The sequence below is a fragment of the Pandoraea captiosa genome, assembly GCF_902459775.1.
GTDB lineage: Bacteria > Pseudomonadota > Gammaproteobacteria > Burkholderiales > Burkholderiaceae > Pandoraea > Pandoraea captiosa.
On the sequence record NZ_CABPSQ010000006.1, the window covers coordinates 160396 to 182068 of the forward strand.

Here is a 21673-nt window from a genome sequence, read left to right on the forward strand (position 1 = left end):
TAGTCAGGTCGTTAAGTAGATAGGTCGTTAAGTCGTTACGTCGTTACGTCGCTACAGCGGTCAACGCCACTCGTAGTCTTCGACTTCAGGCGAGCGTGTCCACTTCCAGTAATCGGAGAGCGCCCATGGTGACGTGTTGACCACCTGGCCTTTGCTGTTCTTGTACCAGTTGTTGACCGACGGATGCGACCAGACCAGCGTACTGAGTTCCTTGGCTAACCGGTCGTTGAACTCGCCGTAGACGGCGGGTTTCACGTCCATCTGTCGGTACCCGCCCTCGATCAGCGACTTGATGCACGCCACACTGTATCGAACCTGGCACTCCGAGTTGAAGATGATGCTGCCGGCATGCGCGAGGTTGGTGCCGGGCCCATAAAGGCAAAACAGGTTCGGAAACCCCGGCACGGTGATACCGAGATAGGCTCGCGGCTCGTCGCCCCAAAATTCGTTCAGCTTGACGCCCCCGCGACCGACGATCTCCATCGGCCAAAGGAACTTGTTCGCATGGAAGCCCGTGGCGTACACGATGACGTCGACCGGGTAATGACGACCGTCTTGCCCGATCACTCCCGTCTCGTCAAATGCCTTCGGTGCCTCCGTGACGAGTTCGACATTCGGTTGCTTGAGCGCACGCAACCAGCTTCCGTTGTCCTGGAGCATGCGCTTGCCGCCCACGGGGTACTGCGGAATCACCTTCTTGAGCAACTCGGGATCGTCCCCCACCTGGTCGGAGATCCACGCCGTCAGATGGATGCGCTCCTGGTCGTTGGCCTCGCAGACCGCGCGCTCCGGGTGCGGCCAGGCAGGATCGATGCGCCACCGGTTCAACGCAATGCCGCTGCCCGGCCAGAACATCAGGAAGCGATACCACCGGGCGTAGAAAGGAACGTGTTTGAGCATCCACTTTTTGCTCTCACCGACCGTTGCGTGGTAGTCCGGGTTGGGGAACATCCAGACGGGCGAGCGTTGAAACACCGTGAGCTCACCCGCGATCTTGGCCAACTCGGGCACGATCTGAAACGCGCTCGCGCCGGTACCGATCACCGCGACCCGCTTGCCCGTGAGATCCAGCCCCTTCGGCCATGCACCGGTATGGACCTGCACGCCCTTGAACGTCTCCTGACCCGGGATCTTCGGCGTCATGGGGCGATTGAGCTGCCCAACGGCGCTTATCACGGCATTGGCCAGTACCGTGCGGATGGCGCCGCCCGACTCCCTCACGGCGATGCTCCAGATGCCGCTCGCTTCGTCGAATTTCGCCGAGACGACTTCGGTGTTGTAATGAATTTTCTCGGCGAGTCCCTGATCCTGAGCGAATCGCTCGAAATAGGCGGCCAGCTCGGGCTGACGCGAGAAGTACTCGTTCCAGTCGTGATTCGGATAAAACGAGTAGGAATAAAAGTGATTCGGGATATCGACCCGGCATCCCGGATACCGGTTTTCGTACCAGGTTCCGCCAACCGAATCGTTTTTCTCGAAAACGGTGAACGAGATGCCGGCTTCCTTCAGACGCATGGCCGACAGAAGCCCGGACATTCCTGCGCCGATCACGACCACGTGATAGTCGCGCTTCAGCGCATCGGGCACCTCCTTGCGCCAGGCCGGAACCCGTGAATCCTTTCCGTCCAGCGCCAGCTCTTCGAGCACCAGCGGCATGTAGTCCGCAGGCACCTCCGTGCCGACGAGAAAATTCATCATTTCTCGCACCACCTCCTCGGACGGCGGCGGCGGCAGTTTGCATCCGTTATCGCGAAACGCCTTGAGCACCGTCAGCGCCGTCTTGCGCACCGATGCCTTCTCTTCCTCCGTCAGGCCGCCCTGCACCTCTCCCATCTGCGGCGTCTTCGGGCGAATGCTGCCCCTCAGGAAACTCACGTCGCCGGTGATATGGACGAGCGACATGATCAGGGTGGGAATACTCGCATCCGCGAGCATGCTTTCGATAAAAGCATCGTCCTCGACGATGGGACTCGACGCCGGTTGAAGATGACTGCTCACTCGATTGTCTCCATCAGGATTATGACCGTGCCCATGCGCCCCGAACCGGAGCGCCTGTACGGCTGTTTTTCTGTACACCCCCTCTCCTCATTCTCGGGAGAGGTCCATTCACAACAACTAGTTTTCGGACGCGCCCAACGCACGACCACGCGAAGCCCGCGCATCGAACCCTCGCCAGAGGATGAGTGCCGCGAACCCGACGAGCACCGTCCCGACGATCGCGAACGCGCCATGTTCGTCGAACATCGCTCGCAGCGGGCTAAGGACCACGGGATTGAGGAATTGGCCGAGAAAGACCGACGCCAGCAGCAGTCCGACACAACGCTGGCGAATGCCCGGATGGGAGCGGCTGAGCACGAGCGACATGGTGACGGGTTCAACGAGCCCCGCGCCGACGCCGGTCACGATGCATCCGGCCAGCGCGCCGGGAATGCTGTGCGCGACAGCGAAAATCGCCGCGCCGACACCAAGGCAGAATGCTGCCAGGGCCAGCACGCTGTTCGCGCTCAAGGCACGCCTGAGCGTGCCGTAAGACGCCGCCGCGCAGGCTGCCGTGAGCGAGTATGTCGAAAGCACGGCGCCGATCGTCGCCGCACTCGTTATCCCGTTGGCGCGCAACAGGAACGGCCCTTGAATCCCGGGCATGAACAATCCTATCGTCAGCAGACAGGTCAAACCGAAAATGGGAATCTGTGCCCTGATGGGCATCGTGCCCTCGGCGACCCGGCTATGCACTTGTTTATGGTTGTCGATGACAAATGTACTCAGGACCAACACCGGCAAGGCGATCAGATACAGGACAAATGGACCACGCCAGCCCAACGCGTCGACCAGGAGCCCGCCCAGCACCATGCCGACAATCGCGCAAAACGCGGCTCCGGCGCCAGCAAACCCGAGGATTCGTTCCCTTGTATGGTCGCCGTAGTCACCGGCCATCGAAAAACTGGTCGTCAGAATCACACCCCCCGCAATGCCGAGGATGAGCCGCGACGCAATCAGCCCTGCGGCGTTCGGCGATATCACTGGAAAAATACCGGAAACGAGGAAGAGCAGCAGCGCGATCAAAATAACTTTTCTGCGACCGAACCGCTCCGAGAGCGCGCCCCCCGCCGGAGCGCCCAGCATCACCATGGCCGCGGGCGCCGCCATGACCATCTGGGCAAAAAATGTCCCGTCCGGAACATGTCCGAACGCCGCCGAGAGCGCCGGCAATGCCGGCGTCACCGCCATCGGAATCAACGCGGCCAGGGCTGGGCCGGCGATCACCACGATGGCCTTGCCGATCGAGTTGGCGGGCCTTTGCGGCACCGCGCATCGTTCATCCATGTTTCGCTCCCGCAACGACACCCAGCCTCTGGCCAGAAGTCACTGTTATGTCGCTGTTATGCGTGGTTCACGTTGGCGGCGGACAGGAACGCCGGGCGCTCGCCACCGCCATGAACCAGCAGGTCCACACCGCTGATGTAAGACGCACCGGCCGATGCCATGAAGACGCACGCGCTGCCGATATCGGCCGGTTGGGCCATGCGCTTGAGCGGGACCGTTTCCGAAACTGCAGCGATCCCCTGTTCATCGCCGTAATGCAGATGCGATTGTTCGGTTTGCACAAGCCCCGGACTGACACAGACCACGCGAACCTTGGGAGCCCACTCAACGGCGAGCGAGCGCGTAAGGCTGAGAATGCCGGCCTTGGCGGCAGCATACGTCGCGCTGCCGGGCCGGGCGGTCGTCGCACCGATGCTGCCGATGAAGATGATGACGCCGCCGCTTGCCTGCGCCTGCATGATGGCGTTGGCCTTGAGCGCCGCCAGCAACGGCGCGTGAAGATTCAGCTTCAGGATGGCGTCGTGAAATCTTGGAGACCCATCCGCCGCCATCGCGAATGGGGTTCCGCCGGCGTTATTGACGAGCACATCGAGCCGACCGAAGCGCGCTTTGATCGTATCGAATAGCCGGTCGACGGCGTCCACGTCGCGCAGATCCGCTTCGATAAACGTTGCGGTGCCGTGCTCGTTCCGAGGCAGGGACGCCGGCGCTTCGCGCCCGCAAACGACAACCTCCGCGCCGGACGCCAGAAACTGCTCCGTGATGCCTCGGCCCACGCCCTTCGCGCCGCCCGTCACGAGAACCACCCGCTTTACACCGTCATTTGTCTGCACCTGATCACCCTGTCTCGATTTGCTGTCTTGATTCACTGCTTCAGATCGCTCAGGCGGCCTTCAGCATGTCTTCGACGACCTTCTTGGCGTCGCCGAACACCATCATGGTTTTGTCCATGTAGAAGAGTTCGTTATCCAGGCCCGCATACCCGGACGCCATCGATCGCTTGTTCACGATGACCGTTCGCGCCTTGTAAGCTTCGAGAATCGGCATGCCGGCAATCGGAGAATTCGGGTCTTGCTTCGCAGCCGGATTGACCACGTCGTTGGCCCCCAGCACGAGCACCACGTCGGTCTGCCCGAATTCGCCGTTGATCTCGTCCATCTCCAGAACACGCTCGTACGGCACTTCCGCTTCGGCCAGCAGCACATTCATATGGCCGGGCATCCGTCCCGCCACGGGGTGGATCGCATACTTCACGTCGATCCCCTTCTCGACCAGTTTGTCGGTCAGCTCCTTGAGCGAATGCTGGGCGCGAGCCACCGCAAGCCCGTACCCGGGAACGATCACGACACTCTCGGCATTGCTGAGCAGGAACGCCGCATCGTCGGCCGAGCCGGCCTTCACCGGCCGTTGCTCCTGCGCCGCGCCGGGCGCAACGCTTGAGCTCTCGTTGCCAAAGCCACCCAGAATCACGTTGAAAAACGAACGGTTCATGGCGCGGCACATGATGTACGAGAGGATTGCGCCCGACGATCCCACCAACGAACCGGCAATGATCAGCATGGGGTTGTTCAGCGAAAACCCGATCCCCGCGGCAGCCCATCCCGAATAGGAGTTGAGCATCGACACGACGACCGGCATATCTGCGCCACCGATGGGAATGATGATGAGCACGCCAAGGGCGAACGCAATGAGCGTCATGGCAATGAACGGCGCCCAGGCCTGGGTGATCACGAAGTACACGCCGAAGGCGAGCATCACCACGGCCAGCACGAGATTGATGCCATGCTGTCCTGCGAACGTGACCGGCGCCCCCTGAAACAGTCGAAACTTGTACTTTCCCGAGAGCTTTCCGAACGCAATGACCGAACCGGAAAAGGTGATGGCGCCAACGAACGTCCCGACGAACAACTCCACCCGGTTCCCGTAAGGAATGCTCCCGTCCTGCATCGCCAGCCCGAACGCGCCGGGCTCAGCGACGACCGCATAGGCAATACTCACCGCAGCAAGCCCGATCAGCGAGTGCATCGCCGCGACGAGTTCGGGCATCTTGGTCATCTCGACTTTGGCGGCGATATACGCGCCGATGCCTCCGCCGATCAGCAGCGCCACAAGCAACAACGCCAGTCCCGACGCCGCACCGGGGAGTTGCCCACCGGCCTTCGACAACACCAGCGCTACGGTCGTGGCAATCGCGATGGCCATGCCCACCATGCCGAAGCCGTTCCCGATGCGGGCGGTCTTCGGATGGGACAACCCCTTGAGCGCCTGGATGAAACAGACGGAGGCGACAAGGTAAAGCAGCGTGACGATGTTCAGACTCATTTATGCCGACTCCTTTTTCGCCACCGTGGCCGGTTGCTTTTTCCTGAACATTTCGAGCATTCGGCGGGTCACCAGGAATCCGCCAAACACATTGACTGCGGCCAGCGCGACAGCAACGAGTCCGAACGCCTGCCCCGTTCTCCCCGAGGTGAGGCCTGCGGCCAGCATTGCGCCGACGATGACGATGGCCGAGATGGCATTCGTCACGGCCATGAGGGGCGTGTGGAGCGCCGGCGTGACGTTCCAGACGACGTGGTAGCCGACATAGACGGCAAGAATGAAGATGATCAGATTGATCACTGTGTGGCTGATTACGTCCATTTCCTTTCTCTCGAATGCGAATCAGGCTGCACGAGCCAATGTGCCCTCTCGGCAGAGCAACGTGGCGGCTACGATGTCGTCTCCGAGATCCACGTTGACACCCTCGCCGGTGACGATCAGCTTCAGGAATTCCAGAACGTTACGCGCGTAAAGCGCCGACGCATCGTGACTTGCCATTGCTGCCAGATTCGTATGCCCGACGATCACCACGCCATGACGTGTCACGACGGCGTCAGGCTCGGTCAGCGGACAGTTGCCGCCGCGACGACCCGTCGCCTTGTCGGCCACCTCTCCTCTGCCTGCGGCCATGTCGACAATGATCGAGCCGGGGCGCATCGCCATGACCATCGCTTCGGGGATCAGCGTGGGTGCTGCTCGCCCGGGAATCAACGCGGTCGACACGATAATGTCCGCCGTGCGTGCGCGTTCATGCACCAGCGCACTCTGGCGAGCCAGCCACGTCTGAGGCATTGGACGGGCGTAGCCACCTACGCCCTTGGCAGCTTCGCGCTCCTCATCGCTCTCATAAGCGACGTCAAGGAACTTCGCCCCCAGCGACTCCACTTGCTCCTTGACCGCAGGGCGCACGTCGGAGGCTTCGATCACCGCGCCGAGCCGCTTGGCGGTCGCGATCGCCTGCAGGCCGGCCACGCCTGCGCCGAGAATGAGCACTCGGGCCGCTTTGACGGTGCCTGCTGCCGTCATCAGCATCGGCATGAAGCGCTGATAGTGGTTCGCCGCGACCATGACAGCCTTGTAACCCGCAACGTTCGCCTGGGAACTGAGCACATCGAGGCTTTGCGCGCGCGTCGTGCGCGGGGCCAGCTCCAGTGCAAACGCAGTCATGCCGGCGCGCGCCAAAAGGCTGACGCTCTTGTCGTCAAAGGGATTGAGCATGCCGACCAGCACGGCGCCCCGCCGCATGGCGCTCACTTCCTCCGGCGTGGGGCTGGCGACTTTGAGCACCACATCGGCCTTAAGCGCTTCATCCGCCACCCCGAGCACGGCGCCCGCTTCCACATACGCGACGTCCGGATAACATGCGCGCTCGCCGGCGCCCACCTCGACAACGACCTGGTGGCCCTGTGCAATGAGCTTTTTGACAGTCTCCGGCGTCGCCGCTACGCGCGACTCACATGCCCCGGACTCCATCGGCACTCCAATAATCACCGTTACCTCCCATGAGCCTTGGCAACAGGATCGGCGGGTGCCATCGCACACACGCTGCCGATGCTGCTGCCTATTCTTCGTGATTCGAATGTAGCGACAAGGCGGGACCGGCTCATCGTCCAGACAGACTACGCATCGGAAGTCTTTGCGAGCCGCACCGTGAAAACAAAAAAGCCCCCTCTCGAAAGAGGAGGCCGAAGGGACGACATCGTATGGCGTTTGACTACTGTCCTTTTCGACGCAACGCGTCGGGCGTGAAGTCGGACGGCGACATATCGCCCTGATCGACAACCGGCGCCTTTCGCTGTTGGGCATAGATGGCGTCGACGAGATAGGCGCCCGATTGCAGATCGTGATAGAGCTGCGCGGCCGGCATGATCTTCCCGTTCTTGAACGTGTTGATCCACGGCACCATCGCCACACGCCACAATTGATGATGGTTATCGTATTCGTCAGCCATCAACGGCGCCCAGGTGTCCTCGTCGAGATAGATCACTCGCCGCGCGTATTGATGGCGGTAGCCCTTCTTGAGGGTCACGTCGAGCACCCAGACGCGGTGCAGTTCGTAACGCATGTAGTCCGGGTTCGGCACGCCTTTGGTCTTCAGAAGATCGTCGTACTTGGTCGAAGGGGAGTTGATGATGTAGTTGTTGTACGGAACGTACATCTCCTTCTTGCCGACGATTTTCCAGTCGTATCGCTCGGGCGACCCGTTGAAAAGCTGGTCGTCATCCACCGTACGGAAACCGCCAGGCCCTTGCGGCATATCGAAACCGAACGAGGGGAGCTGACGCACACGTCGCGTTCCCGGGCTGTATTGATAGGCGTCGCGCGGTTGCGTTTCGTAGTTGAAGTAATCGGTCGAGATAATCGCCGTGCCGTTGTCGCGTTCCGGCAACTGCGTTTCGACATAACAATACGAGTTCACGCCGCCGACGGTACTCGCCCGATTTTTCGGATCCGTTCGCGGAGAGAGACACATCATCTTCGTGCGTCCCCATACGACATTGCCGTTCGGGTAGACCACGGCCTGATCGACCGTCTTGTTCATGGTCCAGGGTCCCCACGGGTTGTTCATGTTCCAATAGGCTTCGAGGCCGGACTTCGGAATCGGGAACGGTACGGTGCCCGTCGTCGCATTGATACCTTCGCCGTTATTCACCAGTTCCGAGTTCAGCGCGTTCTTCTTTGCGTTCTCGCAGAACCAGTCGGGATATCCGAAATCCCGATGCGACGTATAGACAGGCACCTTCATCGTATCCGGATACTTCTTCAGCAGACTCTTCATGCCGTCTGAGAGACGATCCGCATACTGATCCATGTTCTGTGCCGTAATCACGACAATCGGCTTCTCGTGTGCGTACGGATTGGGAAACGGAGAACCGGGCCCCTTGTAGTCCACGCCCGGCGGCACGCCGTTCCACTGACCGCCGAAGGCCGGAATCTGACCGTCCTTGCTGGCCGCCTTTTCCGCGCCGAGACACGTCAGCGAGGTGCCGAGCTTCGCTGCCTCGTCCGCCGAGACCTTGGCCAGCACCGGCTGCGTCACGAGCGCACTACTGAGCGCCAGGGCAGCACCCGACAATGTCAATCCGAATACTGAGAGTTTCATTCGCTCCTCCTGAAAAACTGTGGGGATTTACTTAGAACGTGTATTTGGCGTGCATCGTGACGTAGCTGCGATCAGCCAGCGGATGGGTACGCGCGTTGACCGAACCCAGGTAAAGATTGACCGCCATACCCAGTTCGAGATTGTTCAGACGCGTGAAGTTGGTCCCGATGCTGAAGATCATGTCGCCCACGCCGTTCAGGCTGCCGAATGCACCGCCGAGGGACGCATTGCCAGCGACGGCGTGCGCAAACGAGATCGGCACGGCCAGATCCCATTGGTCCACCACATTGGGGTACTTCAGCGTCACCAGGAATTCGTAGGCAACGGAGTTCCGGCTGTTGTAGAGGTCCGAGTAGCCGGCGCCACCCATCTGATAGGGATCGACACTGGTCACGTGCAAGTAGCCCACTTCAGCCGCCACGTCGACTTCGTTGGCGAGCCAGCTATGCCCGAAAGTTCGGACCATCGACGCCAGTGCCTGAACCGAGTCGGCGCGTGTCGCCGTCGCACCGGCAGGTGTGTTGACAAGCACCGGTGCGCCTTGTCGGTACACGACTTCACCCGAGACCTGCGAATCGCCGACGCGCGTGGAAACGCTCACGCCGGTCAGCTTGATATTGTCGAAGTACTTGATCCGATAGCTTGGCGAGGGCGTGTTCTGGAAAACCACGCTCGGGTTCTTGTCGTGATAGTTCAGCCAATAGAACCCGAGGTCGGTGTTCGCCGTGACGAGGTAGTGCATGCCTACGCCGCCCTGCCCTGCGTTGCGCGGACGGATGTCGCTCCCGTTGGGAAACGTCACCCCAGGGGCCGCATAGAGGAATTCCGCGCCGGGCCCGACGATATCGGACGTCGAAAAATAATCGCCGACCGGAAAAATCTCGTTTTCCTTGTACTTGAACTGGTAATAGCCCTGAACACTCAGCGCATCGGTCAGTTGAAGCTGCGCGGAGATCTGCGGCACCGGAAGCAGAATGTCCTTTACCTCGGCGCCGGGGACATTGCCCTTGGTGGCATCGGCAGGCCCCTGTGCCGCCGCAACGCCCGAGAAGAAGAGACTTTCGCCCCACGCCACCACCTGATTCCCCAGGCGGACGTCCAGCCGTCGGGTATCGCCAAGACTCCAGCCACCGTAGGCGTACGCGTTCAGCAGTCGCACCCGGCGACCGTCGAAAAAGCTCGCGGCGTCAGTGAAGGAGTCGTGCGGACCGGTCTTGTTGACGGTACCGGGAGAGTTGTTGCTGTTGCTGCTCCGGTACACCTGATCGTAAAACGCGTCCGCGCTGAAGTTGAAGCCGAAGTCCCGGTGCTTCAGGTTCGACTCGAAGAGCGCCGACAGCCGGTTGTTGACGAGGCCCCACTTCCTGAAGTTTCTGTTGCCATCGTCGGCATTGATCTGCGCGGGAAGACCATTGACACCAATTGGTCCGTTGATGAGCGCGTCGGACTGCCCTGCGATACGCATGCCGAGACCATACGTCGCCGTCACCCGATAGTCGATCGTCGTGTCGTCGGTAATGAAGTACTGTCCTGCATTTGCGATGCCGCTTGCGCCCAGCAGAACACCAACAGCGATGGGCGCCAGACATTTGCGTTTTCCGACGAACGCTTTTCTCTTGCCTGCCTTCATTGCTCCTCCATTCATTGTTCTAAGTATTTTTCCGCGCCAGCCGTCAACCGCATTGCAAAGCGCGTGCGCAGAATGCGCTACGCACCCCGCTACTCCGTACTTTGGTTGCGTCATTAATTGGGCTCATCGTCCATTGCGACTACGCACAAACCCGCCCGCATTTATTCGTGAACCGATTCGGCTTGCGAATGCCGGGATTGGGGTTGGGCGACGCCTTCGTCGGCGACCGAAAAGCGCATCGGTGCGCTCGACGCGGCCGAAGATCGAGCCGTTTTCGCGTGGTTGAAACAAGCGCCGAGCGCGGGGAGCAGGAAGACAGCGCCAAGCAGATTGACAAGGAACATGAATGCGAGAAGCACGCCCATGTCCGCCTGAAACTTCAGCGACGAGAATGCCCAGGTACCGACACCGCAAGCCATCGTGATGGCGGTAAAGACCGCGGCGGTGCCCCGCTGGCGCATCGCTTCATAAAAGGCATGCTGGAAGTCTTTTCGACCGTGCTCCATTTCATGCTGAACACGTTCGTAGAGATAAATACCGTAATCGACACCGACGCCAACGCCCAGCGCAATGACCGGCAACGTGGCAACCTTCAGGCCGATGCCGAGCATCGCCATCAACGCATTGCAAAGGATGGAGACGATGGCCAACGGAACAATGATGCAAAGCACCGCTTTCCACGAACGGAACGTCAGTACGCAAAGCAGGCTGATCGCACCGAAGATGGAGAGCAGCATCGTGACTTCGGCTTCTGTCACCGCTTCGTTGGTCGCGGCGATCACCCCCACGTTGCCTGCCGCGAGCTTGAAGGAGAGCTGGGGTGTCTGGATGTCCGCCGAGATCCGCTTGATTTCGGAGACGATGTGTTTGAGCGTGGCCCCCTGATGGTCCTCCGTGTAGATGAGGATCTGTATCGCCTTGCAGCCGTCGGTGTTCAATCCGCCGTCAGGATTCCATCCGTCGGCCCCCTGGCTGAGCCCGCGACTCGATTTCGGCAATGCCTGCCAGCGCGGATTTCCCTCGTTGTTGGCCGCGATGGCCACCTTCGCCACGTCGGGCACACTGACCACCGATCGCACGCCGTACACACCGCGCATCTGCATCTCGAACCGGTCGATGGCGTGCATGACGGGATAGTGAAGGCAGGCGTCATCCGTATATCCGGAAGTCTCGGCAATCACACTGAGCACGTCGACACCGGTGTAGTAACTCTTGATGATGCCGGCGTTGTCGAGGTTGTAGCGCGACTGATCTCGCAGCTCGGGCGCACCGCTGCCGATATCGCCGACAGTCAGGTTTCTCGATTCGTAAACACCGACGGCGAGCAACGCCAGGCTAATGATGAAAACCACCATTGCCGTCGGCTGCGATGCCGCCTTCGACATCGCCCACCAAAGGGGGTGCTTACCGTCTTCGTCGAACGCATGAGCTTTCCTGGCAGACGCCTCGAGCCTCATATGCGAGAGCACGATCGGCAACAGCATCTTGTTCGTCACAATCATGAGCAACACACCCAGGCACGCCGTTACGCCGAGCTCACGAACGCTGGGGATATCAATGCGCATGATGACGAGAAAGCCCAGCGCGTTGGTGAGCAACGCAACACTGCCCGGGATGAACAGCGAGGAAAATGCGCCATGTGCCGCTTCAATGGAATTTCGACCGACCAGAATCTGTTGCTTCCACGCGTTGGTCATTTGCACCGCGTGCGAAACGCCGATCGAGAAGATCAGGAAGGGCACAAGAATGGAGAGTGGATCGATGCCATATCCGATCAATGGCAGTATGCCCAGCAGCCACACCACAGGTAGCAGCGCGACGAGCAGCGCAAGCAGCGTCATCTTCACCGATCGGCAATACGCGAAGAGCAAGGCCCCCGTGATCAGAAATGCGGCGGCGAAGAACGTCACCACGCCGGCAAGTCCGCTGACGATATCGCCGATCAATGTCGGAAATCCGATGATCTCTACTGAGATGTCCGGCGAACTGAAGTGTTGCCGAACCATTTCGAGGCGCTTTGCCACCTCGACATAATCGACTTTCTTGCCGGTCTGCGGATCCGTCTCCTGCAGGTCCGAGCGAATCATCGCGCCTTTCAGGTCACTCTGTACCAACTGACCGATCTGGCCGGATTTCGCCACATTTCGTCTGACCGTTGCCAACTCGTCCGGCGTGCCACTGAACTTCGACGGCACGACGACGTCGCCATAAAAGCCCTGCTCCGTGACTTCGACGAAACGGACGTTCGGGGTGAAGATCGACGCCACGCGCGGGCGGTCGACCCCCGGGATGAAGAACACATCGTCAGTGGCGCCGCGTAGCGCATTCAGAAACTTCGCGTTATAGATATCGCCCTCACCGTTCCAGCGCAGGTTGACGAGAATTCGGTTTCCCCCCGGAAAGACGTTGGCGTACTTCATGAAGGTCTTCATGTACGGATGATCCAGCGGGATCATCTTGTAGAAGCCCGGATCCAGACTGAGCCTTGATGCACTGGCGGCCAGAAGCATGGTGACGATGACGAAGATCGTCAATAGAAGCCGGCGGCTGGCGAACAGGCGATCGGCACAGCGCCCGACGAATTTGTAGGATGATGAGTGCATCGCTTTTTCCTCAGGGCTGCTTTGCATTCAGGATTGCCTTGTCCACCGCAATCCCTGTCTCGCCGGCGAGCAACAGGCTGCCGTCTTGCATTTCACGAACGTCGGAATAACTTCCTCTTGCGCCGGTGTGAAGCGTCACGAACGACTGCACGCCCGGGTCGGAGAGTGCGATCGCACCTCCCTGTCCGACAAGGACGACGCGGCCGTCGCGCAATTGCGTGCCGCCGTACAGTGCCGCGTTCAAATGGGTGGGGATTTCCTGCCAGGACACCATGTCGGGGTCACTGATGTACACGCGCCCACGCATGCCATAGACCAGCCACTTCCCTTGCGACAGAGCCAGTGCACCGAAGAACGATCCGCCATAGAACTTCGGCACGGTCGTCCAGTGCCGTCCGCCATCGACAGATCGGGCCACCAATCCTTGCTCGCCGGCGATCAGCAGCTTGTCCCCGCGTCCGGCGATCCCGTAGAGATGCGCATCTTCGACACCGATCTCGCGTGCGTTCCATGTGCGCCCCGCGTCTGTGGATTCGAGGAATGCGCCAAACGCGCCGACCGCAAACAGCGGGCCGCCCGCCGATGCATAGAGATCGAACAGCGGTTCCGGGCGATCAGACGCCACGTGCACGCGAGTCCAGCTTTTTCCACCGTCCTCCGTCTTCAGAATCGATTGATCCTGCCCCACGGAGAATCCATGACTCGCGTCGACGAAATGAAGTCGGGTCAATGCCGATTCCGCCGATTTGCCCCCCGGCGAGGTCTGCGCCGGATGCCATGTCCTGCCCTGGTCGGTGCTGACGAGCATCGTTCCGATGTCCCCGGCCGCAGCGGCGCCCGACGCATTGACGTCAATGCCGCTGACCAATAACTTGTCGGACTTGATCTGGGTTGGAGGGAATGCGGGTTCGGGACGCGCCGAAAACGCAACGACAGATGCGACGGCGACAATCGCCGACATCGCGATACCGACAAGCTTGTGCACAGCTCCTCCTTAGGCAACGACGCTGACTGCGAGGCCGCCTCGTGTCTCCGGATGCGCATGTATTGCGCTAGTTGTGATGAGGTAACGAATCGCCGGACTCCGTCGATTCGGGAGCGGTGCATTCGATGAGATGGATTGTTGGCGCGATTGAACGGGCAGGCATCGTCCGATGGGACTAGCTGCGATAGATCGGTGCACGGCGAGCGAGAAACGCGTTCACGCCCTCAGCGAAATCAGGCGCTTCGACGCCTCGGACAAACATGTCTTGTTCGGCCGACAATTGTTGAGCAAGCGTATTGACGGCGCCTTGATGGACGAGCGCCTTTGACTTTGCCATCGCGCCGGTCGAGCCCCGTGCCAGGCGTTCGACCAACGCGTTCAGTTCGTCGTCCAGTCTGTCCGCAGGCACGACCCAGTTGGCGAGGCCCAGGCGCATCGCGGTGTGCGCATCGACGCGATCGGAGAGCAACGTCAACTCCATCGCGCGTTTGTGTCCCATCGCGCGCGGAAGTGCGTAGGTCGCCCCGCCGTCAGGGCTCGCCCCGATAAGACTGTAGGCGAGCTTGAGGAAGGTGTCGTCCGCACAAATCGCCAGATCGCACGCCGCCATCAGCCCCACGCCGAATCCGGCGACAGCGCCGTGCACGCAGGCGACAACGGGCTTGCCGGTTTGTTGTAACAGCAAGATGGCGTGATGTGCGTCGTCGATAAGATCGCTGAAGGCCGCTTTGCCGTCTTCCGTGGCCAGTTGCAGCAACGCCTGAAACTCGCGCAGATCGCCCCCGGCCATGAAATTCGCACCTGCCCCACGAATCACGATGACGCGCGCATCGGACGCAGACACGGCACGCTCGACGCACTCGCGCAGTCGACGTGCCAACGAACGGCTGAGGGCGTTCATCTGTTGCGGGCGATTGAGGATCAGTGTGGCCACGCCACCGTGTTGCGAATACAAGACGGGATCTGACGCAACGGCTGAAATGTCACGAGTGTCACGCATCATGGCTCCGCTCGAACCGTACGGCCCCACGCACGTGGGTTCCCCTCGCACTGCGTCCGACCACCGTTATCGATTTTTCCGCGTCGACTTCCGTGTCCTCGCCCTCCCCTGTCAACACGAGTTCATCGCCAGGAAAAATCGGCAACGCGAGCTTGACGTCGATTGACGCAATGGTGGACGCCGGCGGGCATACAAGAAGGCCAAACCGTTCGACGTAGGCGGTGACGGAGAGAATGTTCAGGAAGATGTCGGGCGAACCTGAGGCACGAGCGTATGCCTGGTCGTGATGAATCGGATGAAAGTCGCGCGTGGCGATCGCCGACGCGACGATGCTCGTCGTCGACACGGAAAGACGCAGTTCGGGGTAGCGCTCCGACGCAGTGTCGCCCGACACGCCATGGCCAATTTCCGGCATATTCGTCGGCGACGCCGTCGCGTCGGCGTGACCGTCAGACGCCCGTGGACAAGCAACGAGCATCGTGAATTCCATTGTGCCGACCGGCCTCTCGTGCTGATCCGTGAACTGGTAATGCACGGTCACAAAGTGTCCGTCTCCCAGCGCAGTTCGCTTGAGTGCGCTGATCGTGCCGACATGCGAGGAATATCTGAGACGGTCTCCTATGCACGGCCGCCGGTGAAAGCGCTGATGCGAGCGGATCCCCACGGCTTTCGTGAAACCGTGATCCGCCAGGACATTTAACACATCCCAGGCGTCCGTCGCTGACGAACCCGGCGCATGAACGCCCCCGTAGCCGGGCATCGTCCAGACCTGGAGCATGGCGAGCGGAACATCTTCATCGCGCGATGCCGGGTAGCCGAACACCTCGCGCCACTGTCGCGCCATCGCCGTATTGACCGCGTCCCAAGCGACGATCGGGCCAAACGTACGGCCGATTCGTTCGGCACCTGGCGCCGGTCTTTCCACCACGTCATGCATGGTGTCGCCTCAGTCGATTTCGAACAGTGCCGCGGTGCCCATGCCACCGCCGATGCACATCGAAACGACCACATACCGCACACCACGGCGCTTTCCCTCAAGCAGTGCATGCCCCGTCAGTCGACTCCCGGTCATACCGAAGGGATGGCCGATGGCGATCGCGCCGCCGTTGACGTTAAGCCGCTCCGAAGGAATTCCCAATTGGTCGCGGCAATAGATCACCTGGCATGCGAAAGCCTCGTTGAGCTCCCAGAGCCCAATGTCCGCGACGCTCAGACCATGACGTTTCAGAAGCTTCGGAATGGCAAAGACGGGACCAATGCCCATCTCGTCGGCCCGGCATCCCGCGACCGCAAATCCGCGGTAGGCGCCGAGCGGCTTGAGTCCGCGGCGATTCGCTTCGTCCCGGCTCATCAGCAGGCATGCCGAAGCCCCGTCAGAGAGCTGACTTGAATTGCCCGCCGTGATGAATTCACCTTGGCTGACCCATTCGCCGTCCTTCCACACCGGCTTGAGCAGCGAGAGGGACGCCATCGACGTGTCTGCACGATTGCCTTCATCCGCGCCAAGAACCACTCTCGACTTCCCGCTCGGATTGCCCTCCTTGTCGAACAATTGCTTCTCGACGTCGGCAGGGATGATCTCCGGTTCGAACAAACCGTCTCGCTGCGCCGATGCGACGCGCTGCTGACTCGACAGTGCGTATTCGTCCTGCGCCTGACGGGAAATACCGTAGCGGCTCGCGACGAGTTCAGCCGTTTCGATCATCGGGATATAGGCGGTGGGATCCATCGCCAGCACGGCTGCCGATCGCGCACGGTAAGCGTTCTTGTGCTTGTTCTGCGTGAGCGATATCGACTCGACGCCACCGGCCACCGCAATATCGAGCTCACCGCACATGATGCTCTTGGCAACCATCGAGATGGCCATCAGTCCCGAAGAACACATACGATCCACCGACGCGCCCGGAACCGTCTCGGGCAGGCCGGCGGCTCGCGCGACCAGACGCCCGAGGTTGTATCCCTGTGTGCCCTGCTGTGCTGCGACCCCGAGGACAACGTCGTCGATAAGTTCGGGCTCCACACCACTGCGCTCAACGACGGCGCGCGTCACGTGAGCGCCCAGCCATGGGGCCTCCGTGTCGTTAAAGGCCCCACGGAAAGCCTTTCCGATGGCGGTGCGTGCAGTGGCGACAACGACAGCTTCTCTCATAGCGTTCCTTGCATTCGGCGCTGCAACGACGCAGCAGTTGCACGAATACTGGAACTGGACGATCCATGCGTCATCGTCCATTGAGACTATCCCCGCGAATGGGTTAAAGATGCCTGCTCCGCCTTAGTCCACAAGGACGATGCTGCACCGCAATGCCCGCCCTAAAGTTGGCGCACCGGGTCTAAGGAGCCCGTTCGTGAACTGGGAGTCGTGGGATGAAAATTTTGGTGCCCGTCAAACGGGTAATTGACCCGAACGTCAAAGCACGCGTCAAACCGGACGGTTCGGGCGTGGACCTCGCCAACGTCAAGATGGCGGTCAACCCTTTCGACGAAATCGCCGTCGAAGCGGCCGTCAGAGCCAGGGAAGCCGGCGTCGCGTCCGAAGTCATCGTGGTGTCGTGCGGTCCGGATCAGGCGCAGGAGACGCTGCGCACCGCGTTGGCCCTGGGGGCCGACCGTGCCATTCTGGTCAGAACCGACGCGGATCTTCAGCCGCTTGCCGTCGCGAAACTACTCAAGGAAGTGGTGGATCGGGAAGCGCCGTCCCTTGTCATTTGCGGCAAGCAGGCCATCGACGACGACTCGAATCAGACCGGGCAAATGCTCGCCGCACTGGCCGACATGCCTCAGGCAACGTTCGCATCGGAGATCCGATTCAGCGACGGCGCAGCGATCGTCAGCCGCGAGGTCGACGGCGGCACCGAAACCCTTTGCGTTGAACTGCCCGCCGTTGTGACGACCGACCTTCGTCTGAACGAGCCGCGCTACGTCACCCTGCCGAACATCATGAAGGCGAAGAAGAAGCCGCTGGCGTCGATCACGCCCGACGAGCTTGGTGTGGACGTCACGCCTCGGCTCACCACCGTCAGTGTTTCCGAGCCGCCGTCGCGTAGCGCCGGCATCAAGGTCCCTGACGTCACCACGTTGCTCCAGAAGTTGAAGTCGGAAGCCAAAGTCATCCAGGAAATCGGAAAATGACAACACTCGTCATCGCAGAGCATGATCACCAATCGGTAAAGCCCGCAACGCTCAGCGCCATCTCGGCAGCCCAGGCCATCGGCGGCGAGATTCATGTCTTGATCGCTGGTAGCGGGACCGCCGCCGTTGCCGAACAGGCCGGTCGCGTCGCCGGCGTCAGCAAGGTCCTCGTCGCGGATGCGGAGCATCTCTGCGACGGACTTGCAGAGAATCTGCAGAACACGGTTCTGGACATCGCGCGACAGTACACGCACGTTCTGGCTGCGGCGAGCGCACACGGAAAGAACCTGATGCCGCGTATCGCCGCGTGTCTCGACGTCGCACAGATCAGCGATGTCATTGCCGTGATTTCGCCCGACACGTTCAAACGTCCGATCTATGCGGGCAACGCCATCGCCACGGTGAAATCATCTGACGCGATCAAAGTGCTGACCATTCGCGCGACAGCGTTCGATGTCGCTTGCCTGGGGGACAGCACCGCGGAAATTTCGACGCTCTCCGCCGGAGCGGCGTGCGCCAAGGTCAAGCTGGTGGGACGCGAAATCGCGCAGCTCACGCGTCCGGAGTTGGCGTCTGCCGCCATCGTGGTTTCAGGCGGACGGGGACTTAACAGCAAGGAAAATTACGAGAACGTTCTCGCACCGCTGGCCGACAAGCTGAATGCCGCGTTGGGTGCATCTCGCGCAGCAGTGGATTCCGGCTTCGCGCCGAACGATTACCAGGTGGGACAAACCGGCAAAGTGGTCGCGCCGGACCTTTACATCGCGGTCGGGATCTCCGGCGCCATCCAGCATCTGGCCGGCATGAAAGAGTCGAAAGTCATCGTCGCCATCAATCAGGATCCCGAAGCACCTATCTTTGGCGTGGCTGACTATGGGCTGGTCGGCGATCTTTTCTCCGCCGTTCCGGAAATGGTGCAAGGGCTGGGTGGCTGACCCGGATCGACATGGAAATGTTTGCTGATGAGACAGTGCGCTCGGCGCGACGCAAAAGACAACCGTCGATCACTCGCGAAGCGATACTTGACAGCGCGGAATCGCTCTTCGCACTGGAAGGGCGAGCCAAAACGACGCTCGATGACATTGCGAGGAACGCCAACTTGACGCGTGGCGCAATTTACGTGCACTTCCGCAGCAAGGACGACGTTTTCGACGCCATGTTTCGTCGCGCGTGGGATCCGATTTACGACGCTCTGGACACTTGTGTCGACAGTCGGGATGACACCGTCCTTCGGTCTTTGCGCGACGTTTTGGTGTCGGCATTGCAATCGCTGAGCACGGATGCTCGTCGACGTCGGATGGCCGAAATCCTGCTCAACAAGAGCGAGTTCATTGGCGACGAAGTCAAAACGGTTGAGCTGGTGCGCGCCAATGCGGAGAAGGCGATTCTGCACATCACGCGAGCGCTTGAGCGTGCCGTGGCCCTGAGGCAAATGGTGGAAACGTTCGACGCACGGGCGTTTGCACGGCTCATTCACTCCCAGTTCTCCGGCATTGTTTATGACACGCTGCGCCTGCCGAACGTGGTGACGCCGTGTGACGGCATTCGCAGCCTGAACACGATATTCGCGTTGATCGAGCGCCTTTACTCAAGAGATCCCGTCACTCGAGAGGGCGATCTCACTTCCCCCGCCACGATTCGGGGCAAACCGGTATTTGGAATCAGGAATATGAACGAACGCGCTACTGCATCTGCACCAACGTACGAACGGCAGCCTACGGCTGCGGCGGCCCACGGCGCGTCGCCGACGGTACGCCCGTCTGTCTCTTCTGCCGCTTCTGCCACTTCGGGACGTTCGCCGGTGACGAACTGTTGGGCATGGTCGAACGAGTCCTACGACTGGATGGATTTCCACACGCCATACATGTCGGTGGAGTGAACCTCTACCGTTATCTCGTTCATCCGCCGACGCAGAAAACAAAAAAGCCCTTGAATGATCAAGGGCTTCATTGTGTGCTTGGCGGAGAGGGTGGGATTCGAACCCACGATACGGTATAACCGTATACCGGATTTCGAGTCCGGCGCATTCGACCACTCTGCCACCTCTCCAAGCGTTCTTTCTGCTTTGGTTCGCTGCCTGAGTGGCCTCAAGCAGCGAGAAAGAGATTATAGCCGAATTTCTTTTTTCAGCAACCCCTTTTTCGAAGTTTTTTACTTCGACGTTTGCGTCGCCGGTTCGAGTCGCTCAATGCCCCCCATGTACGGACGCAGCACCTCCGGCACCGTCACCGAACCATCGGCGTTCTGGTAGTTCTCCAGCACCGCGACCAACGCGCGTCCCACCGCCAGGCCCGAACCATTGAGCGTGTGCACCAGCTCCGGCTTGCCCTGTGCATTGCGATAGCGTGCCTGCATACGACGTGCCTGGAAGCTCTCCATGTTCGAGCACGACGAAATCTCCCGATACGTGTTCTGGGCCGGAATCCAGACTTCCATGTCGTACGTCTTCGCGCTGCCGAAACCCATATCGCCCGTGCAAAGCACCAGCGTGCGGAACGGCAAGCCCAGCTTCTTCAGAATCGTCTCGGCGTGACCGACGAGCGTCTCAAGCGCATCGTAAGACTCCTCCGGACGCACCACGTGCACCAACTCGACCTTGTCGAACTGATGCTGACGAATCATGCCGCGCGTGTCCTTGCCATAGCTGCCCGCCTCCGAGCGGAAGCACGGCGTATGCGCGACCATCTTCAACGGCAAGGCATCGCCCGGCAGCAACTCGTCACGCACCAGATTCGTCAGCGACACTTCCGCCGTCGGAATCAGGTAGAAGTTCTCGATGCGCTCACCCTCATCGCCACCGCCAACCTTGCGCGGCACCTTGAATAGATCGTCCTCGAACTTCGGCAACTGGCCCGTGCCGCGCATCGACGCCGCGTTCACGATGTACGGCACGTACGTCTCCGTGTAGCCATGCTCGCTCGTGTGCGTATCGAGCATGAACTGCGCCAACGCCCGATGCAAACGCGCAATGCCACCCTTCATCACCGAGAAACGTGCACCCGCAAGCTTCGCGGCAGCATCGAAATCCAGACCGAGCGCCGCGCCCAGATCGACGTGATCGCGCGGCGTAAAGTCGAATTCTCGCGGGGTGCCCCAGCGGCGCACTTCGACGTTCTGCGTCTCGTCCGAGCCGACCGGCACGCTTTCATGCGGAAGGTTCGGCACACCCAGCAACAAATCCGACAGCCGTGTCTGAATCTCTTCCAGACGCACCGACGACGCCTTGAGCGTGTCCGCGATACCGCCGACTTCGGCGATCTCGGCAGAAGCGTCCTCGCCCTTGCCCTTCTTCATGCCGACCTGCTTCGACAGCGCATTGCGACGCGCCTGAAGCTCCTCGGTTTGCGTCTGGATCTGCTTGCGCTCCGCTTCGAGCGCGGCAAACGCCGCCACGTCCAGCGAGAAGCCACGCGCCTTGAGTCGCGCAGCAACGCCGTCGAGATCCTTGCGAAGAAGTTGAATGTCGAGCATGGTGGGAAATCTTTGGTGAGCGGCCCACGTCAGTGAGCCATGAATTGTGTGTTGGCCGCCGCCGACGCGGTTTCTCGTCGCGCAAAACGGCAATGGCGCGATTTTA

At 60.6% G+C, this 21673-nt stretch carries 16 protein-coding genes, 1 tRNA gene and 2 pseudogenes; 4 read left to right on the plus strand and 15 right to left on the minus strand.

Features of this window, described 5'->3' with window-relative positions; genetic code table 11:
• Positions 1-60: 60 nt before the first annotated feature.
• The 13 genes from PCA31118_RS17085 to PCA31118_RS17145 form a co-directional block, all read right to left on the minus strand.
• Positions 61-1998 carry a flavin-containing monooxygenase gene (locus PCA31118_RS17085; protein ID WP_217431280.1) on the minus strand — a complete coding sequence of 646 codons (1938 nt, stop codon included), beginning with the start codon at positions 1996-1998 and terminating at the stop codon, positions 61-63.
• Between the two features lie 117 nt (positions 1999-2115).
• Positions 2116-3324 (minus strand): MFS transporter, encoded by a 1209-nt coding sequence (locus PCA31118_RS17090; protein ID WP_150626320.1) that lies wholly within the window; start codon positions 3322-3324, stop codon positions 2116-2118.
• 56 nt (positions 3325-3380) lie between these two features.
• On the minus strand, positions 3381-4157 hold the full coding sequence (locus PCA31118_RS17095) for an SDR family oxidoreductase (RefSeq protein WP_150626321.1): 777 nt from the start codon (positions 4155-4157) through the stop codon (positions 3381-3383).
• Positions 4158-4206: 49 nt separating this feature from the next.
• Positions 4207-5646 carry an NAD(P)(+) transhydrogenase (Re/Si-specific) subunit beta gene (locus PCA31118_RS17100; RefSeq protein ID WP_150626322.1) on the minus strand — a complete coding sequence of 480 codons (1440 nt, stop codon included), beginning with the start codon at positions 5644-5646 and terminating at the stop codon, positions 4207-4209.
• The gene (locus PCA31118_RS17105; RefSeq protein ID WP_150626323.1) at positions 5647-5967 is read right to left on the minus strand and encodes an NAD(P) transhydrogenase subunit alpha part 2; all 321 of its coding nucleotides are present in this window, start codon (positions 5965-5967) and stop codon (positions 5647-5649) included.
• A 21-nt stretch (positions 5968-5988) separates the two neighbouring features.
• Positions 5989-7137: an NAD(P) transhydrogenase subunit alpha gene (locus PCA31118_RS17110; RefSeq protein WP_150626324.1), complete on the minus strand. Its 1149-nt coding sequence runs from the start codon at positions 7135-7137 to the stop codon at positions 5989-5991.
• A gap of 223 nt (positions 7138-7360) precedes the next feature.
• Entirely contained in the window at positions 7361-8749 is a 1389-nt protein-coding gene (locus PCA31118_RS17115; RefSeq protein WP_150626325.1) for a DUF1329 domain-containing protein, read from the minus strand.
• Between the two features lie 31 nt (positions 8750-8780).
• Entirely contained in the window at positions 8781-10379 is a 1599-nt protein-coding gene (locus PCA31118_RS17120; RefSeq protein WP_174990507.1) for a DUF1302 domain-containing protein, read from the minus strand.
• 161 nt (positions 10380-10540) lie between these two features.
• On the minus strand, positions 10541-12982 hold the full coding sequence (locus tag PCA31118_RS17125; RefSeq protein ID WP_150626327.1) for an efflux RND transporter permease subunit: 2442 nt from the start codon (positions 12980-12982) through the stop codon (positions 10541-10543).
• Between the two features lie 10 nt (positions 12983-12992).
• Positions 12993-13967 (minus strand): WD40/YVTN/BNR-like repeat-containing protein, encoded by a 975-nt coding sequence (locus tag PCA31118_RS17130; protein ID WP_150626328.1) that lies wholly within the window; start codon positions 13965-13967, stop codon positions 12993-12995.
• A gap of 175 nt (positions 13968-14142) precedes the next feature.
• Positions 14143-14922 carry an enoyl-CoA hydratase/isomerase family protein gene (locus PCA31118_RS17135; protein WP_174990508.1) on the minus strand — a complete coding sequence of 260 codons (780 nt, stop codon included), beginning with the start codon at positions 14920-14922 and terminating at the stop codon, positions 14143-14145.
• A 37-nt stretch (positions 14923-14959) separates the two neighbouring features.
• On the minus strand, positions 14960-15904 hold the full coding sequence (locus PCA31118_RS17140; protein WP_150626330.1) for a hotdog family protein: 945 nt from the start codon (positions 15902-15904) through the stop codon (positions 14960-14962).
• Between the two features lie 9 nt (positions 15905-15913).
• A complete protein-coding gene (locus PCA31118_RS17145; protein ID WP_150626331.1) occupies positions 15914-17116 on the minus strand; it encodes a thiolase family protein in 1203 nt (400 codons plus the stop codon).
• A 215-nt stretch (positions 17117-17331) separates the two neighbouring features.
• Here PCA31118_RS17145 and PCA31118_RS17150 point away from each other — a divergent pair, with 215 nt between their 5' ends.
• From PCA31118_RS17150 to PCA31118_RS17160, 4 genes and pseudogenes are all read left to right on the plus strand, one after another.
• Entirely contained in the window at positions 17332-18096 is a 765-nt protein-coding gene (locus PCA31118_RS17150) for an electron transfer flavoprotein subunit beta/FixA family protein (protein ID WP_150626332.1), read from the plus strand.
• Positions 18093-18552, plus strand: a pseudogene (locus PCA31118_RS27685) (electron transfer flavoprotein subunit alpha/FixB family protein); the annotation flags it as partial. The gene PCA31118_RS17150 and the pseudogene PCA31118_RS27685, both read left to right, overlap by 4 nt.
• 74 nt (positions 18553-18626) lie before the next feature.
• Positions 18627-19031 (plus strand): annotated as a pseudogene (locus tag PCA31118_RS27690) (electron transfer flavoprotein subunit alpha/FixB family protein); the annotation flags it as partial.
• Positions 19032-19048: 17 nt separating this feature from the next.
• Positions 19049-19975, plus strand: a complete 927-nt coding sequence (locus PCA31118_RS17160) for a TetR family transcriptional regulator (RefSeq protein WP_425495374.1) — start codon at positions 19049-19051, stop codon at positions 19973-19975.
• Between the two features lie 79 nt (positions 19976-20054).
• Here PCA31118_RS17160 and PCA31118_RS17165 read toward each other — a convergent pair.
• Together PCA31118_RS17165 and serS are read right to left on the minus strand one after the other, a co-directional pair.
• Positions 20055-20145: transfer RNA gene (locus tag PCA31118_RS17165), tRNA-Ser, on the minus strand.
• Between the two features lie 102 nt (positions 20146-20247).
• On the minus strand, positions 20248-21567 hold the full coding sequence (gene serS, locus PCA31118_RS17170; protein ID WP_150626335.1) for a serine--tRNA ligase: 1320 nt from the start codon (positions 21565-21567) through the stop codon (positions 20248-20250).
• Positions 21568-21673: the final 106 nt, after the last annotated feature.

Coding starts and splice junctions, on each gene's coding strand:
- PCA31118_RS17090 (WP_150626320.1), bottom strand. CDS start 3,324: ATGGATGAACGATGCGCGGTGCCGCAAAGGCCCGCCAACTCGATCGGC.
- PCA31118_RS17100 (WP_150626322.1), bottom strand. CDS start 5,646: ATGAGTCTGAACATCGTCACGCTGCTTTACCTTGTCGCCTCCGTCTGT.
- PCA31118_RS17105 (WP_150626323.1), bottom strand. CDS start 5,967: ATGGACGTAATCAGCCACACAGTGATCAATCTGATCATCTTCATTCTT.
- PCA31118_RS17115 (WP_150626325.1), bottom strand. CDS start 8,749: ATGAAACTCTCAGTATTCGGATTGACATTGTCGGGTGCTGCCCTGGCG.
- PCA31118_RS17120 (WP_174990507.1), bottom strand. CDS start 10,379: ATGAAGGCAGGCAAGAGAAAAGCGTTCGTCGGAAAACGCAAATGTCTG.
- PCA31118_RS17125 (WP_150626327.1), bottom strand. CDS start 12,982: ATGCACTCATCATCCTACAAATTCGTCGGGCGCTGTGCCGATCGCCTG.
- PCA31118_RS17140 (WP_150626330.1), bottom strand. CDS start 15,904: ATGCATGACGTGGTGGAAAGACCGGCGCCAGGTGCCGAACGAATCGGC.
- PCA31118_RS17145 (WP_150626331.1), bottom strand. CDS start 17,116: ATGAGAGAAGCTGTCGTTGTCGCCACTGCACGCACCGCCATCGGAAAG.
- PCA31118_RS17150 (WP_150626332.1), top strand. CDS start 17,332: ATGAAAATTTTGGTGCCCGTCAAACGGGTAATTGACCCGAACGTCAAA.
- PCA31118_RS17160 (WP_425495374.1), top strand. CDS start 19,049: ATGTTTGCTGATGAGACAGTGCGCTCGGCGCGACGCAAAAGACAACCG.
- serS (WP_150626335.1), bottom strand. CDS start 21,567: ATGCTCGACATTCAACTTCTTCGCAAGGATCTCGACGGCGTTGCTGCG.